We start from the raw sequence: 15,250 nt of genomic DNA on the forward strand, positions 1-15,250 counted from the left end.
CTACTCGATGGCTAACAACCTGCTGGTTCTGCGCGACCTGTCGATTACGATCCTGCACCCAAAAGGATCGGGGTATGGGCGGCAGACAGCAGGTGTACAGATGGATGCGTTCTTCGCCCAGTTGACAGTGCAAGAGTCTATTCAGCTAGATGTGTTGAGGAAATATTGTTACCCAGATGGTTTGCTGCATAACGCCACGGCGAAGGGGCTGCTAAGGGCACTCGCGAAGAAGATGGTTCGTTATCCATATTCGCTCGCGTCGAAGTTCGGCATCCTGCAACACATCTGACATAAATAAAAACAGCGAGGATCAATGAAACAGGTTAACCGCTCACACTATGTCTTTGGCCAATACATGGATAAGAGGCGCTGGAGCAGCGTATGGCATCAACTGGATGAAATAATCAAGCTCGCTCCAGAACATGTACTCGAGATCGGTCCTGGAACCGGCGTATTCAAAAACACCGCTTCTGTTTTTGGGCTGAAGGTTGAGACCGTCGATCTAGATCCGGAGCTCATGCCCGACTACGTCGGTTCGGCAACAGCGCTGCCGTTCGCGGATAAGACGTATGACGCCGTCTGCGCCTTCCAGATGCTCGAACATCTGCCTTATGCGGATGCACTGGACGCGTTTAGAGAGATGGCGCGTGTCACCCGAAAAAATGTCGTGATCAGTCTTCCAGACTCCAAAGCAGTCTGGCCTTATTCCTTCCAGATCCCGAAGGTCGGAACCATCAACTTTTTGCTCCCCAAGCCGTTTTCGGCTCCGCGGGCGCATGAATTCGATGGCGAGCACTATTGGGAAGTCAACAAGCGCGATTATTCGCTGGACAAAATCGTTGGCGACTTCTCGAAGATTTGCGCTCTCAGCAAGACCTATCGCGTGCACGACAATCCGTATCACCGGTTTTTTATCTTCGACTCGCGGCAGTGATCCTCGAGTGAGGTAGCGATGGGCCGAGCCCGGCCTGGAAACCGCGTTGGCGCGGCCCCGGCTAGGCTTGAACTGGATCAGATCTCTACACCAGCGAGGGACTGCGCGGCCAGTTGCACGTCAAGAAGCTCCAGCAATGCGCTGGACCGCGGACCGAACTTTCGCGCAAAAAACGCAGGCCGTTGCGGACCATAACCGTCTTCGCGAACGAACCCCCGCACCAGATCTTCGAGATGTATCCCGGTCAGTTCCGCTGGATAGGGCGGAGCAGCTTTGTCCCAGTCCGTGTAGTGCAGATTGGGGCGGCAGTTCTTGTCCAGGCCGCACTGGCGCAAGATGGTCTGGAAGAAAAACTCGTCAGCAAAGCTGGTGCGTGCGCAATAGCGGACAAAATCCGGTCGCTGATCGATGAAGTTCAGGATCGCCACGATGGTGCCTTTCTTCAGTGCGAACCAGGACGAACCTGCCAGAAAGTCGGGCTCTTCGAAGCCCCATGGCAGTTTGCGGCGCGCTCCAACAAGCCGGTTCACCAGTCGGAAGAAGAGATTGGCGTAGCGGCTCATCGAGGCACCAAGTCCTGTATTGCGTCCGCCGCCTCGTTCGAGATACGGAATCACCACGCGATCGATCGATTTTCCCAGGCGCCCGAACTCGGTCAGGTTGATGCAGTCTTGCTGATGTTTCGACAAAAACGCCGACAGCTCAGCAATCGGCCTAAGTGGGTAGTCGGCACCGCTAAGGAGAATGAAGTAGTCGTGCGCTTCGCACTTTGCAGCGGTGCGCATCAGTTCCAGGGTCGCCTCTACCTGTGAGAAGCCTGCCCATTGCACATCAAATCTTTTAGCGGTTAGCACCGCATCGTTGCGCAGGTGCGGAAGTGTTGCCACTTTAGCGTCAACGTGCAAATAGCAAGTGGAGTCGCGAGTTTTTAGTGTGCCTAACAGTCGATCGAGGTGAGCGAACTGGTGGTGCGCGACGATCATGAAAGCGATGTTCAACGTTTAGCCTTTCTGAAAAGAGGCAATGGTAGTTGCGGTGGTAGCGGCGGCCGCCAGATTTCGAGCCGGTGAACGGGTTCAGCGAGATCTATGCCAACGACGTTGGCGACGGTTAGGACAACATCATCGACAGCGGATCGCGCGCGAGGTCATTGGAAGCATCCACGGCGTGAGCCATGTTCCCTGCGTGTTACCGCCCGTAACGGGGAACGTTACGTAATGCGCGGCCCATTTCGACCTCACCCGCATCGCCACACAGCGTCTAAAGATCCACCTCTTTCCTCAGGACATAGCACTGACGCGCGTCAGTCCGCAAAACGGCGTTCGCTATCGCCTTTGCAATTTTTGGCACATTAGTTGCTCTCGAATGACGCGGTGCACAAGTACCACTAATAAAAACAGGAACGGCAATGGACGACCTCTTGAAGGCGCGGCTTGGCAACGGGGAAGTGAGTGAGGGCGATACGCCCTCTTGCAAGACGCCAGGCGAGGGGTAAGCGCCAGCGTTGATTGCGTTGATGCTCGCCATGTCGACCGGGGTTTCATGACGACGCGGGCTGTCTGCCATTTCGCCACCGTTCTATTCATAGAAAAGCGCCCATGAGCGCCACGACTAAAATCATGCTTAAACGATTGTGCGCTCTACCAGCGGCGACTCGGGGGCCGAAAACCATTGCGCTTGGCGCGGCATTGGCGTTTTCGACAGCGGCCTGGTCGGCAGACCCGGCTCTCAACGCATTCGGCCAAAGCGGCGGACTGGTGATTCCATACGGTTTCGTCTTGCCTACCGGCACCGTCGAAGCTCAATACAACAACTATATCGACCCGCGCTACGGAAATGTGGCGACGGGAAGTCAGGTCTACTGGGGCGGCGTCGGGCTATTGCCTTATGTCGAAGTCTCTGGTGGCCTTGCGAATTATCCGGGGGATGTGCACGCGCCGTTTTCTGGCGCCGATCATTTCGTTCTACGGCATCTGATGGGCGATCTGAAAGTGGAAGTGCCCCAGTTCTTCCAGTATCAGCCGGCCATTGCGTTTGGCATGACGGACATTGGCGGCCAGACGCATTTTTTCCGCTCGAAATACGGAGTCGTTTCTCAGGAACTTGGCCCGGCTACGTTCACACTCGGCTATGGTCAGGGTGACCGCCTCGATGGCGTGTTCGGCGGCGCGGAACTGTCGGTGTGGCACACGGGACTCTCGCTGCTTGCCGAAGACGACTCGAAGACACCGTATGCCGGCGTCCGCTATCACTCGCCGGAGATACGCTGGCTCGCAGATGCGAGCATCGTCGGTACGGTCATGCGTTCGATGCGGAGTACTGATGGTGTAACGCCCAGAACCTCGGTATCGATCGCTATCCAGATTCCGCTGGGTAAGCGTTTTGACGCACCGCGCTGCCACAGCGGTTTGTGTGACGAGTCGACGGCCGCTCCGATCGATACCAACGCCGACGCCGACATCGCTCCCGCAGATGTCCCTCGCACCAGAATGCTTACCGGCCTGCCACCGATTCTGGCCTCGACGACCCCGACCAGTCCCCTCGACACAACGCCGATCAACTATGTACCTGAACTCGCATCGCCGTCGCTCCTCGTTGCTGAGAACGTAGCGGCGGCCGGGACGACGGCTTCGCCCAGCTTGCCCGAGGCGCTTGATGCGAATGGGCTGGACACGATCAAACAGCGGCTGATCGAAGCAGGACTTGAGCGCGTACGTGTCGGGGTCGCCGGACGAGACCTGATCGTCGAGTATGAAAATCACCGTTACAACCAGAACGAGGCCGATGCGCTCGGGATTGTCCTCGGTGTCGCCAGCTCCAGCGCGCCGCGCGACATCCAGCGCGTTCGAGCCATCATCAAGAAGGCGGACCAACCGCTGGGCGAGGTGAGTGTCGACCGGGACGCCTATGTCCGGTTTATGGCCGGTGGTGCAGCGTCTGCCGCGGGGGCGACGCTTACGATGAGCATGCGCCCAACCTACAACTCGAGCGCCGTGGCGTGGTCTGGCAACGAGAGTTCGCACGGTCTGAGTCGCATTCAGATCTTGCCCGTGACGCGATATCTGTACGGCACCGAGTACGGCAATTTCGATTATTCGGTCGGGGCCAACGTGCAAGGGTTCGTTCCTCTCTGGCGAGGTGCTGAGCTGTACGCGAGCGTCATTGCGCCACTCTTCAACAGCGAGAACCTGGATAACGGGCATGTCTATAGCGATTACCGCCTGCGCGGCGGTCTCGCATCGGCAGCTTTGGCTCAAAGCTTCTGGATAGTGCCGGGTGTGTTCAACGTGGCGGCGATCGGGAAGTTTGATTTCGACTACGTGGGTGTGGAGAACGAAACAACGGCGTTTGTACCTGGTCGCCCGGATGTCGTTCGTTTGCTGTTGGCGGGCCTGCACCACGAACCTGGCGACGACACCGTTCCGACCGAGAAGAATGCGGTGCTGACTTATCGCTGGGTCGAGCCGGACTGGAACGTCTGGGTCGAGGCGGGCGTTGCGCGCTATGTGGGTGGCGACAAGGGGCCGTTGGTGACGTTCACGCGCTGGTTCGATGACGTCTCGTTCAGTGTCCACGCAGAACATAGCGGCCTTGGCAGCTTTGTTGGCGCCACGGTGAGTTTCCCGCTGACTCCGCGTCAAGGCATGAAGCCTGGCATCACGCAGTTGTATGGCGACGAGAGTTTTGGGCTCGACTTCCGCACGCGTGTGGGTTCCACCAATTATCTGCCAGGCAATGCGGCCGAGAACGTCACGTTCGCTTACGGCGCGCAACAGTATCTGTTGAATCAAGGCCGCTTTAGCGGCGAGTACTTCTCGACGCAGCTTTACCGCATGCGTGACGCCTATTTGCGTTACGCGAAACCCGCTGGCGGGGTACACGACCAAGGCGGGTCAATCTCGGCTGCGAGCGTGTCAAAGACGGCGCGCTCACGGTGCCTTGCGGGCGTGGCTAACGAGCCTCGACACGAAACAGCAGACCAAGAACCTGGTTCTGTCAATTGTGCATTACCTTTTCCTGGAGAAAATGAATGAAACTTCTTAACGCCTCAATGCGGCGCACGCTGCAATTCGGGTCTGTAGCTTTCCTAACCAGTACGATTGTGGCGTGCGGTGGCGGTGGCTCAAGCGGAAACCCACCGTTTGGCACGGTTGGTGGGACGGCAGCGATTGGCGCAGCGTTGGCTAATGCAACGGTCAAGCTGACCTGCAAGAACGGTTCGGGAAACACCACAACCGACGCGAACGGTGCGTATTCCGCGACGTTCAGCTTTGACGGACCTTGCGCGATTACCGCAACTAGCGGCGCGGTGACGGTTGACTCGTTTGCTTCGGGGGCCGGGACATTCAACGTGACACCGTTGACCGAATTGCTCCTCGACTACATCGCTGCGGAGCAGGGCACGACGTTGCCGGCGTTACTCGCCGGTATCACGAGCAATTCTTCGTATCAGGGTGCGTTGACCAACAGCGCTTTGATCGCCAGCGCGGAAACTGCGGTTGTACAGATACTTGAGCAGACGTATGGCATTTCGCTCTCGACTACCTCGTTTTTGACGGCGTCGTTCACACCGGGTCAGCCGGGTATCGACTCGGAGCTCGATGCTTTGCAGGCCGCAGGTGCTATCAATAGCGACGGGTCGCCGTCCGCCACCCTGCTCGCGACGGTGACGGCGGCAGGCGCAGCAGTGGGTAAAGGTGCTAGCGGCGGTACGACGCCGACGGGTGGAACCGGAAGCAGTACCTAAGCGCGAGGCCACACCGCCGCCACGCTAACGTGCGGCGGCCGCATCGACATCTTCAGCAAGCTAATCGTCCTTCAGGAGTTCGACTGGCCGATGGATACCATTCTTGTGATCTGCACAGCAAATGTCTGCTGTGGCCCGATGGCGCAGGGGCTGCTCACCCGCGCGCTGCCCCGTACCCGGGTGCTGTCCGGAGGGTTGTTTGTCGTGGAGGGAGCGCCGCCGAACGGCGAGGCCGTGGATTTGATGGATTCCGAGGGCCTCGATATTCGACATCACCGTGCTCACGCTGTTACCCCGTGGATGATCGATGCGGCGACCTTCATTCTCGTGATGACCTCGCGGCAGAAACTCACGATTGAGCGCCGTTTTCCACCAGCGCATGGCAAGACCTTTCGTTTGTTGGAGGAAGGCGATGTGCCGGAACCTTGCGTGAACGGTCGTGCTCATCACGCCGCGGCGCTGCTCGACATCCGGGAGGGAGCGGAGCGTTGGGCGTGGCATATGTCGAGGTTGAGGATGGAAGCGGCTTATCTGGAGGCGACCTATGACGTATGAAGATTTGCGAATGAGGATCGCTTGAGACAAAACCGCGTTCCCCAATATGTTCTTCTGAAAATGAAAACGGCCCGGTTGGCGTTAGCCAATCGGGCCGTTGCGATCAGGCTGGCCGGCGGGAGGTGCCGGCGTCAGCTTTGCCTTCTACTCAAACCAGCCCCGTGGTGTAGTACACCGCGATCACAAAGAACACGGCCAGGGTCTTGATGATCGTCACCGCGAAAATCTCGCGGTACGACTCACGGTGCGTCAACCCCGTCACGGCCAGCAGCGTAATCACCGCGCCGTTGTGCGGCAGCGTATCCATCCCGCCGCTCGCCATCGCCACCACCCGGTGCAGCACTTCCATCGGGATATGCGCCGCGTTGGCCGCGCTGATGAACGTATCCGACATGGCGGCGAGCGCGATACTCATGCCGCCCGATGCCGAACCGGTAATCCCCGCGAGCGAGCTGACCGACACCGCGGCATTGACGAGCGGGTTCGGAATGCTCTTGAGCACATCGCTTACGACCAGAAAGCCGGGCAACGCTGCGATCACGCCGCCAAAGCCATATTCCGACGCCGTGTTGAGCGAGGCCAGCAACGCACCCGCAACGGCTGCTTTGGTGCCGGAGGCGAAGCGCTCGCGCATGCGGGGAAACGCGGTCAGCATGACCATCACGATGCCGAGCAGCAACGCGCCTTCCACAGCCCAGATTCCGACGACGGCCTTGATCGATGTCGTCACAGGCGCATGAATCCCGGGCAGTACTTCCGGCGCAATCGTGTACGACGCGCCGTACCAGTCCGGGATCAGCTTGGTGAGCGCGAAGTTCGCCACACCCACCAGCACAAGCGGCGCAACGGCCAGCAGCGGATTTGGCAGCTGTTTCGATTCGACGCGCTCCGGCTCATTGACGAGCGACGTGCCATAGCCCTCGCCCTTCGCCATCGCCGCACGCCGGCGCCATTCCAGATAGGTCAACCCGACGACGATGATGAACACCGAGCCAATCGTACCGAGCACCGGGGCCGCCCACGAGGTCGTCTTGAAGAAGGTGGTCGGGATGATGTTCTGGATTTGCGGCGTGCCTGGCAGCGAATCCATCGTGAAGGAGAATGCGCCCAGTGCGATCGCACCTGGCATCAGGCGCTTCGGAATATTGCTTTGGCGATAGAGTTCGGCCGCGAACGGGTACACCGCGAACACGACGACGAACAGCGAGACGCCGCCGTAGGTGAGCAGTGCGCAGACCGCGACGATCACCGCATTGGCGCGCGAGCGGCCGATATAGCGGATCGCAGCGGCGACGATCGATTCGGAGAAGCCCGACAGCTCGATGACTTTGCCGAACACGGCGCCGAGCATGAATACCGGGAAGTACAGCTTCACGAAGCCGACCATCTTGTCCATGAAGATGCCGGAGAACACCGGCGCGACCGCCGACGGATCGGTCAGCAGGACGGCGCCCAGGGCGGCGATTGGCGCGACGAGAATCACGCTGTAGCCGCGATATGCGGCAAGCATCAGGAACGCCAGGGCGGCGAGGACGATGACAAAGGACATTGAGTCTCCGAAAGCTGGGTTGTTCTACTTGTACCGATGCGACCGATTGTACCGAATGGTTTCTATGGAGGACCAGGACGCGTGACTTCTCTTGTGTCCGCGCGCGCGGCCCGGCAACATGCGGGAATTGCGCAATGAAAGCGCTAGTACGATCGGAGCAGTCGGAGGTGCGATGAAGACCTGGCCTGTCGCCACATTGCTGTTCCTGTTTGGCATACCGCTGCATGCGCAGCAGAGCGACCTCAAGAACTGGTACAACGATCCGTTCTTCGCGCTCTCGCAGGGCTTTGCCGATTGCCCAGTGCCGCTGGGGCCGCTGATGAATCATGCGCAGATGGAGAGCGATGCTCACTACCGGGTCGAGCGCGGGACAACCTGCTGGCTCGCGCATAAGTGCTCGAAGCCGAACTCGTACCTGTACGACGCACCGATCGCCGACGCGATTCATGGACATTTCGCCGATCCCCATGCGTTCGACGGCACAAGTATCTGGATCACGGTGCAGCGTCGCTTCGTCTACGTCGACGGCTGCGCGCCGCGCTCGTTCGATCGTCATGCACTGCAACAGCAGCTCGAGGCGATTCCCGATGTCGAGCAGGTTTTCATGCGCGTCGGCACGGATGCGCACGGTCCGCTTCCCTACAAGACGCTTGCTGCGCCGGACGACCCAGCTAACGGCCACCCCGACGAAGACACGGCTCCCAAGTGACGCAGTGCAGCGCGCGCATGGCACAATCGCTGGGTTAAAGAACTAAAAAGGGACCGGGGTCCTCAATGAAACGCAGCTACTCATTTTCTGCTCGAATGCAACATGTCATCCGCGCGAAACGTGCGGCGCTTGGCGCGGCTTCCGGGCTTGCCTTGCTTGCGGCGCTGGCCGGCTGCAGCAGCAGTCCGCCGCTGTTCTTGCCTGACGGCCGGCCTACTACGCTGGTCCAGTGTCCGGAGGGTTCCGATTCGTGCACGCAGCAGGCGCGTGCCAGTTGCGGTGGCCAGTTCGACGTGGTGCGTCAGTCGAATGACAATGGCACGCACAGCCTGATCTACGCGTGTCCGGCGAGGTCGGGCGCCCAGTAGCGAGCGGTTCGTTCGGAAGACGCGGGGCGAAATGCAGCGGCAAGCGGCTTGTAGGCGGTTCGGGCGGCGCCCGACCCGCAGCGCCTCCATTGCCGCGTGCCAATCCGGGGCCGCCGACGCCGCTTCATAAAATGCGACTCGCAAAGCGATCGTATTGACCGCGGCTTAATTCCATATGCCGCGACGCTCAGGATGCGATGCCATGAGCGCTTTGCGAATCTATGAATGCTTTCCCCCGAGGAATCAGGAATACACAAGGAATCTTATCGCAGCTATTCCTCTTCGCCTTACGATCTATTACGTCGTTGCTCTATCGATAGGCCCTGCACGGCACGCTTCATGCTTTAACGTCGCATAGTACCTGGGCATATCGGGGGAGACGTAATGAATCACCATCAATTAGAAAAAGACATTCTGCATCTCGAACACGTGATTACGCGGATTTCCGCCGCGGACGGCATTCCGCTATCGTATTGGCGCAACCGGCTCAAGTCGGTGTCGGACGCGGCATTGGTGCCGTCGATGGTGAGCCGGGTCAGACGGCTCCATGTCGCGTTAAGCGTGCTCGAGGCACGGGAAAGATTAGTGCTCGCGTCAGGCAATGTGCGGTAACGTCATTGCTGAAGATGACTTAACGTTACGTACCATTGCTGACCGATGCTGGTCAGGTGATTGCCGGGTTGCAGACTCAGGGTGCGTTTAACACGCATTTAATCCGAAAACAGATAGGCGGTGCTACCCGGCACTTTTTAGGTCTGATAGGGTCACACTGCAGTTATCCAACCAACTGGAGGCGATTCTTCATGGCCACTTACAAACAATTGACTGCGCAGCTCGAAAAACTGCATAAGGAAGTCGCGGTTGCTCGCGAAAAAGAAATTGAGCAGGCGATTGCCGATATCAAGCAGAAGATTGTGGAATACGGCATTACCGCAGAGGAACTTGGCTTTTCGAGCAAACGTGCCGCGCTGAAGAAGGCACCGTTGCCGCCGAAGTACCGCAACCCGAAGACCGGCGAAACCTGGAGTGGCCGGGGGCGTTCGCCGGCCTGGCTGGCGGGTAAGAATCGAGAACGCTTCCTGATCTCGGGGTGAAGTGAAGCGGCGGTGAGAATTTTCCGCACCGCCGCGATGATCCCGAAAACCCTCACCTTTGCGTTTTACCGCAGCCACTGATTCCAGGTATGACTGCATTTTGCGTTTCGCCGCCGTGGGCCTTTGCGAACCGGTTTCGCCAGAGGTTCGCGGTGTAATCGCGCAAGCCTTGATCGATCTGAAGTCAGCGCCGGCGTTGTGGTTGTGAGGTCGGAAAACCTTGTCCAGTAAGGCTTTTCGCGATTTATTCATCGCTCTTTCTGTGGCGAATGAATGGTGTCCGACACGCTCTTTTGCTCTCCTCACTTCGTTTCGAACTAGTCCAGCGTCCAAAACGTTCGGTGCACGCGCAATGAGATTGGCCATCACCTCAAGCGGTCTTTTTGCTGTTTGCTGCGCAGGTCCCGAAAACCCTCACCTTAAGGAAGAGGTACTTGACCTGGCGCTCGAAAATCTCGGACAACGCCTGGGTACGCGCTTCCAGTAGAGGGCACGTATACCCGGAGTTGAGCGCGTCTCATACCCCGGATCAAAAAACATCGATTCATGGTCGCTCATCTCGAATAGCACAATCCGCTCATCCACCTAACCCTTGATGGGAACAGACATGAGCGTAACGACAGACAAGCAACTCTTTATCGGCGAGGGCTTCGAAGGCCCGGGCGTGAACCTCGCGCACATCAACGTCCTGGTCGGCCCGCGCAATGGCCCGGCGGGCCAGGCGTTCGCCACCGCGCTGTCGACGCCGTCTGCGGGTCACGCACCGTTCGTCGTCATCGCCCGTCCGGGTATCCCGACCAAGCCGCTCACGCTGTATGTGAACAAGGCGCAGATCGAAGGCGACTTCCATGGCAACGCCACCTGGGGTGCTTCGCAAGCGGGTATCGCCAAGGCTGTGGCCGAATCGCTCGAGAACGGCACGCTGCCGCCGGAAGCGGAAAACGATTGGGTTGTCGTGTCGGCGAACTGGGTCAACCCGAAGACCGACGACCTCGACGCCGTGTTCGAGAACAACTACCGCGCCTGCAAGAACGCGATCCTCGCCGCGATGAAGGGCCTGCCGCATCGCGACGAAGTGTTTGCCGCCGCGCGCGACGTGTCGAACCCGTTCTATACGCCGAAGCAACGCTAAAACGCTAACTGGCGCGCTGCCGCTCGCGCCCCACGAGCGCCGCCCCCATCAGGAGACAAACAAAATGGAATACATTCGCCTCGGCCAATCGGGTCTAAAGGTTTCACGCCTATGCCTCGGCACGATGAACATGGGCACGCCCGACTGGAAGCCCTGGATTTTCGACGAAGCGCAAAGCGAGCCGATCGTGCGCCACGCGCTCGAAGCAGGCGTCAACTTCATCGACCTTGCAGACTTCTATTCGACCGGCGTCGGTGAAGAAGTCGTGGGCCGCATTCTTAAGCGCATCGTTCGCCGCGAAGAGATTGTCGTGACCACCAAGGTCGGCTACGACATGGGCACGTATCAGAACGCCGGCGGTCATTCGCGCAAGCACATCATGGATGGCATCGATGGTTCGCTGAAGCGTTTGGGCATGGAGTACGTCGATATCTACATGCTTCATTTCTTCGACGTGAATACGCCGGTCGAAGAAACGATGGGTGCGCTGAACGATATCGTGCGTGCCGGCAAGGCGCGTTATATCGGCGTGTCGACGATGTACACGTGGCAGTTCGCCAAGATCATGCAGGTATGCGAACGCAACGGCTGGCACAAGCCAATCAACATGCAGTTGCAACTGAATCTGGCATATCGCGAGGAAGAGCGCGAGATGATTCCGTATTGCGGCGATCAGGGCGTGGGCGTCTCGGTGTTTAGCCCGCTGGCCCGTGGTCTGCTTACGAGCGATCCGAATTCGACGCGCAATCAGACTGATTTCTTCACCGCGCAAATGTACGGCGATACGGCGTCGCGTGAGATTGCTGCATCTGTAGCGCGAGTGGCCGCAGCGCGTGGCGTGTCCGCCGCGCAGATCGCCCAGGCGTGGGTGTTGAATCATGGTGGCGTGGCAAGCATGCTGGTCGGCGCGGATACGCCCGCGCAATTCGATAGCGCCCTCGCCGCACTCGACACAAAGCTCTCCGCCGACGAACTCTTCGAACTCGAACGCAACTACACGCCCTGCGATCTGATCAACGATTACACGGCAGGCAAGCGCATCGCCCGCGAGCCGCGGCTGGCGCAAGCGGCGTTCGCCCAAACCCTGGAAAAAGCAGCATGAGCGATTTTCTCCGTACAGGCCATTACATCAATGGCGAGTGGTATCAAGGCGCTGAGACGTATGCCGTGTCGAATCCGGCTACCGGCGCGCTGATTGCCAACGTGGCAAAAGGCGGTGCCGCTGAAACTACCCAGGCGATCGCCGCCGCCGAACGCGCCTACCCGGCGTGGCGCGCGCTGACCGCAAAGGAGCGCAGTGCGCGTGTGAAGCGCTGGGGAGAGTTGATGCTCGAGAACCGCGATGCGCTCGCTGAACTGATGTCGCGTGAACAGGGCAAACCGCTTGCCGAAGCACGCGGCGAGGTGGGCTATGCGGCGAGCTTCTTCGAGTGGTTCGCCGAAGAAGCGAAGCGTGCCTATGGCGATGTGATTCCGAGCCCGAATCCGAAAGCGAAGATTATCGTGACGCGTGAGCCGGTGGGCGTCGTCGCGGCCATCACGCCGTGGAACTTCCCCCTCGCGATGATTACGCGTAAAGCAGGCCCGGCATTGGCGGCGGGCTGCACGATGGTTCTCAAGCCCTCCGAGGAAACGCCGCTGTCCGCTTTCGCCTTGGCCGTGCTGGCGGAACAGGCCGGCATTCCCGCTGGCGTGTTCAACATCGTGTCCGGCGATGCAGTGGCGATTGGTAGCGCGCTGACGGCCTCATCGGTAGTGCGCAAGCTGTCGTTCACCGGTTCGACGCGTGTGGGCAAGCTGCTCGCGAAGCAATCCGCGGATACGCTGAAGAAGCTCTCGCTGGAGCTCGGTGGCAACGCACCGTTCATCGTGTTCGACGATGCGGACATCGAAGCCGCCGTGCAAGGTGCAATGGCTTCAAAGTTTCGCAACACTGGGCAGACCTGTGTGTGCGTCAATCGCTTCTACGTGCAGGACGGCGTCTATGACGCGTTCACCCAGGCGCTGACGAAAGCCGTGCAGAAGATGCGTGTTGGCAATGCGCTGGAAGGCGAAGTCGAACAAGGTCCGCTCATCAATGCAGCTGCCTTGAAGAAAGTGGAAACCCATGTCGCGGATGCTTTGCAGAAGGGTGCAAAGGTGCTGACGGGCGCGAAACGTCACGCGCTCGGCGGCACGTTCTACGAGCCGACGGTGTTGATCGACGCATCTAAATCGATGCTGGTTGCTGGTGAAGAAACCTTTGGTCCTGTCGCCGCCTGCTTCCGCTTCAAGACCGAGGAAGAGGCGATCGCAGCGGCTAACGACACCCCGTTCGGTTTATCCGCGTACTTCTACACCCGCGATCTTGGCCGGGCGTGGCGCGTCGCCGAGGCCCTGGAAAGCGGCATGGTGGCGGTCAACGAAGGCATCCTCTCGACCGAAGTGGCGCCGTTCGGCGGCGTCAAGGAATCGGGTCTGGGCCGCGAAGGCTCGAAGTATGGGCTCGATGAGTATATGGAACTGAAGTACATGATGATGGGCGGCCTCGGTCGCTGATCGTCGCATTACCCGTAACGGTCCGCTTCGCGTTGCGCATGCGCGGAGCGGATGACGCAGTACCGTGCGCGATTCCCGGCAACAGGCTGGCTGCGCACGGCTGCTCGAACAAGAAGGAGACAGCGTGAGTATTCAGGATATCCAGGTAAGTGCACTTGACCTTGCCTCAACGTCGCCTCGTGCAAACCGCACCGCGTCCGCACATGATGGCATTCCCCTCGACGACGTTCCACTGAACGCGTTCCACTTCAAGATTGCCGGCCTGACCTTCGGTGCGCACTTCACCGAAGGCTACGCGCTCGGCACGATTGGCTATGCTCTTGCTTCGCTGAATCGCCAGATGCCGCTCGACGCGTTCTGGATGGGCATGATTGGCAGCTCCGCTTTGATGGGCATCTTTCTGGGCAGCCTCGTGTTTGGATGGCTATCGGATCGCATGGGCCGCCAGAAAATCTTCTTGCTGAGCTTTCTGATTATCACGGCGGCCGCGTTTGCGCAGTTCTACGTGAGCTCGCCTGCGCATTTGTGCGCGTTGCGGGTGTTGATCGGATTTGGCATGGGCGGGGACTTCGCGGTTGGCCATGCGATTCTGGCCGAATTCTCGCCGCGAAAGCATCGTGGGACCCTGCTCGGTTCGTTCAGTGTGGTGTGGACAGTCGGCTATGTCGTTGCGAACGTACTTGGCATGCAGTACGCACACGCTTCACCGGACGCGTGGCGTTGGTTGCTGGCCTCGGCGGGCGTGCCCGCGTTGATCGTCCTGGTATTGCGTGTCGGCACGCCGGAGTCGCCGCGCTGGCTCCATGGTAAAGGGCGTATCGCGGAGGCTAAAGCCGTCCTGCTCAAGCACTTCGGCCCGAACGTGACGCTCGACGGCAACGGTGCGGACGATCACGGTAGCGTGAAAGGCGGGTTCGCGCGCCTGTTCAAACAGGATCTGATTCGCCGCACGTTCTTCAACTGCGCATTCTTCGTGTGCCTGGTGATTCCTTATTTCGCGGTCTACACATTCCTGCCGACCATCCTCAAGGCGATCCATCTGAACGACGGCTCTGGCGCGGATCTTCTGCTGAATGGATTCCTCGTGCTGGGGGCGCTGATCGGCATCTGGCTTACCATCGTGCTGCCGCGTCGTGTGTTTCTGATTGGCTCGTTCGCGGTGACTTGCCTGTCGCTGGTGGCGCTGAGTCTGCTGCCGGAGTCATCGACGATTGCGATGATCGTGGCGTTTGCGATCTTCACATTGACCATGTCGGCGTTCTCGAATCTGGTGGGTGTGTTTCCGCCAGAGTGCTTTCCCACCGAAGTGCGGGCATGTGGTGTGGGTCTCGCCATTGCCTGTAGTCGGCTTGGTTCGGCAGTGGGGACCTTTCTGCTGCCGCTGGGCATCGCACAGTTGGGTTTTCACGCAACCATGATGGTCCTGGCCGCCGTACTCCTGGTTGGCATGGTGGTGTCGATCGCATGGGCACCGGAGACCAAGCACCTGACGTTGAATGAGGCGAGCGGCGCCTAACGTTGCATTGCTTTCCGACAAAATCCATCGCACCTAAAAATATGGCCGAACGTTAAATGTTCGGCCATATCCTGCAACAGCAATGCTGATGAAATAGAAACAAACTCC

The 15,250-nt window shown here is 59.2% G+C and carries 15 protein-coding genes; 13 read left to right on the top strand and 2 right to left on the bottom strand.

Annotated features, from left to right (window positions below):
* Both M0954_RS12965 and M0954_RS12970 read left to right on the top strand, forming a co-directional pair.
* Positions 1 to 289: hypothetical protein (locus tag M0954_RS12965; protein WP_297353630.1), on the top strand; the 289-nt coding region annotated here is incomplete at its 5' end.
* A gap of 24 nt (positions 290 to 313) precedes the next feature.
* Complete coding sequence (locus M0954_RS12970) at positions 314 to 934, top strand: class I SAM-dependent methyltransferase (protein ID WP_123386780.1); 621 nt, start codon at positions 314 to 316, stop codon at positions 932 to 934.
* A 77-nt stretch (positions 935 to 1,011) separates the two neighbouring features.
* Here M0954_RS12970 and M0954_RS12975 read toward each other — a convergent pair whose 3' ends face one another.
* Complete coding sequence (locus tag M0954_RS12975; RefSeq protein ID WP_133893796.1) at positions 1,012 to 1,932, bottom strand: beta-1,6-N-acetylglucosaminyltransferase; 921 nt, start codon at positions 1,930 to 1,932, stop codon at positions 1,012 to 1,014.
* Positions 1,933 to 2,553: 621 nt separating this feature from the next.
* On the opposite strand from M0954_RS12975, the gene M0954_RS12980 reads away from it, so the two are divergent.
* The 3 genes from M0954_RS12980 to M0954_RS12990 all read left to right on the top strand — a co-directional run bounded on the left by M0954_RS12980 (position 2,554) and on the right by M0954_RS12990 (position 6,236).
* A complete protein-coding gene (locus tag M0954_RS12980; RefSeq protein WP_297353631.1) occupies positions 2,554 to 4,968 on the top strand; it encodes a YjbH domain-containing protein in 2,415 nt (804 codons plus the stop codon).
* The gene (locus M0954_RS12985; RefSeq protein ID WP_297353632.1) at positions 4,965 to 5,681 is read left to right on the top strand and encodes a carboxypeptidase regulatory-like domain-containing protein; all 717 of its coding nucleotides are present in this window, start codon (positions 4,965 to 4,967) and stop codon (positions 5,679 to 5,681) included. Before M0954_RS12980 ends, M0954_RS12985 begins: the two co-directional genes overlap by 4 nt.
* Before the next feature lie 90 nt (positions 5,682 to 5,771).
* Positions 5,772 to 6,236, top strand: a complete 465-nt coding sequence (locus M0954_RS12990) for a protein-tyrosine-phosphatase (RefSeq protein ID WP_133893793.1) — start codon at positions 5,772 to 5,774, stop codon at positions 6,234 to 6,236.
* Between the two features lie 148 nt (positions 6,237 to 6,384).
* Here M0954_RS12990 and M0954_RS12995 read toward each other — a convergent pair whose 3' ends face one another.
* Complete coding sequence (locus M0954_RS12995; protein WP_122157550.1) at positions 6,385 to 7,785, bottom strand: GntP family permease; 1,401 nt, start codon at positions 7,783 to 7,785, stop codon at positions 6,385 to 6,387.
* A 172-nt stretch (positions 7,786 to 7,957) separates the two neighbouring features.
* On the opposite strand from M0954_RS12995, the gene M0954_RS13000 reads away from it, so the two are divergent.
* The 8 genes from M0954_RS13000 (at position 7,958) to M0954_RS13035 (ending at position 15,142) form a co-directional block, all read left to right on the top strand.
* The gene (locus M0954_RS13000; protein WP_122159390.1) at positions 7,958 to 8,494 is read left to right on the top strand and encodes a BON domain-containing protein; all 537 of its coding nucleotides are present in this window, start codon (positions 7,958 to 7,960) and stop codon (positions 8,492 to 8,494) included.
* Positions 8,495 to 8,589: 95 nt separating this feature from the next.
* The gene (locus M0954_RS13005; protein WP_122157551.1) at positions 8,590 to 8,862 is read left to right on the top strand and encodes a hypothetical protein; all 273 of its coding nucleotides are present in this window, start codon (positions 8,590 to 8,592) and stop codon (positions 8,860 to 8,862) included.
* 384 nt (positions 8,863 to 9,246) lie between these two features.
* The gene (locus tag M0954_RS13010) at positions 9,247 to 9,474 is read left to right on the top strand and encodes a hypothetical protein (protein ID WP_122157552.1); all 228 of its coding nucleotides are present in this window, start codon (positions 9,247 to 9,249) and stop codon (positions 9,472 to 9,474) included.
* Between the two features lie 191 nt (positions 9,475 to 9,665).
* Positions 9,666 to 9,956, top strand: coding sequence for an H-NS histone family protein (locus M0954_RS13015; protein ID WP_122157553.1), 291 nt, complete (start codon positions 9,666 to 9,668; stop codon positions 9,954 to 9,956).
* A 607-nt stretch (positions 9,957 to 10,563) separates the two neighbouring features.
* Positions 10,564 to 11,088 carry a formaldehyde-activating enzyme gene (fae, locus tag M0954_RS13020; RefSeq protein WP_122157554.1) on the top strand — a complete coding sequence of 175 codons (525 nt, stop codon included), beginning with the start codon at positions 10,564 to 10,566 and terminating at the stop codon, positions 11,086 to 11,088.
* A 64-nt stretch (positions 11,089 to 11,152) separates the two neighbouring features.
* Complete coding sequence (locus tag M0954_RS13025; protein ID WP_297353633.1) at positions 11,153 to 12,190, top strand: aldo/keto reductase; 1,038 nt, start codon at positions 11,153 to 11,155, stop codon at positions 12,188 to 12,190.
* Positions 12,187 to 13,626, top strand: coding sequence for an NAD-dependent succinate-semialdehyde dehydrogenase (locus M0954_RS13030; RefSeq protein ID WP_297353634.1), 1,440 nt, complete (start codon positions 12,187 to 12,189; stop codon positions 13,624 to 13,626). The genes M0954_RS13025 and M0954_RS13030 overlap by 4 nt, the downstream gene beginning before the upstream one ends.
* 124 nt (positions 13,627 to 13,750) lie before the next feature.
* On the top strand, positions 13,751 to 15,142 hold the full coding sequence (locus M0954_RS13035; RefSeq protein WP_297353635.1) for an MFS transporter: 1,392 nt from the start codon (positions 13,751 to 13,753) through the stop codon (positions 15,140 to 15,142).
* Positions 15,143 to 15,250: the final 108 nt, after the last annotated feature.

It is taken from the genome of Paraburkholderia sp. (assembly GCF_026225065.1).
In the GTDB taxonomy this organism is placed as follows: domain Bacteria; phylum Pseudomonadota; class Gammaproteobacteria; order Burkholderiales; family Burkholderiaceae; genus Paraburkholderia.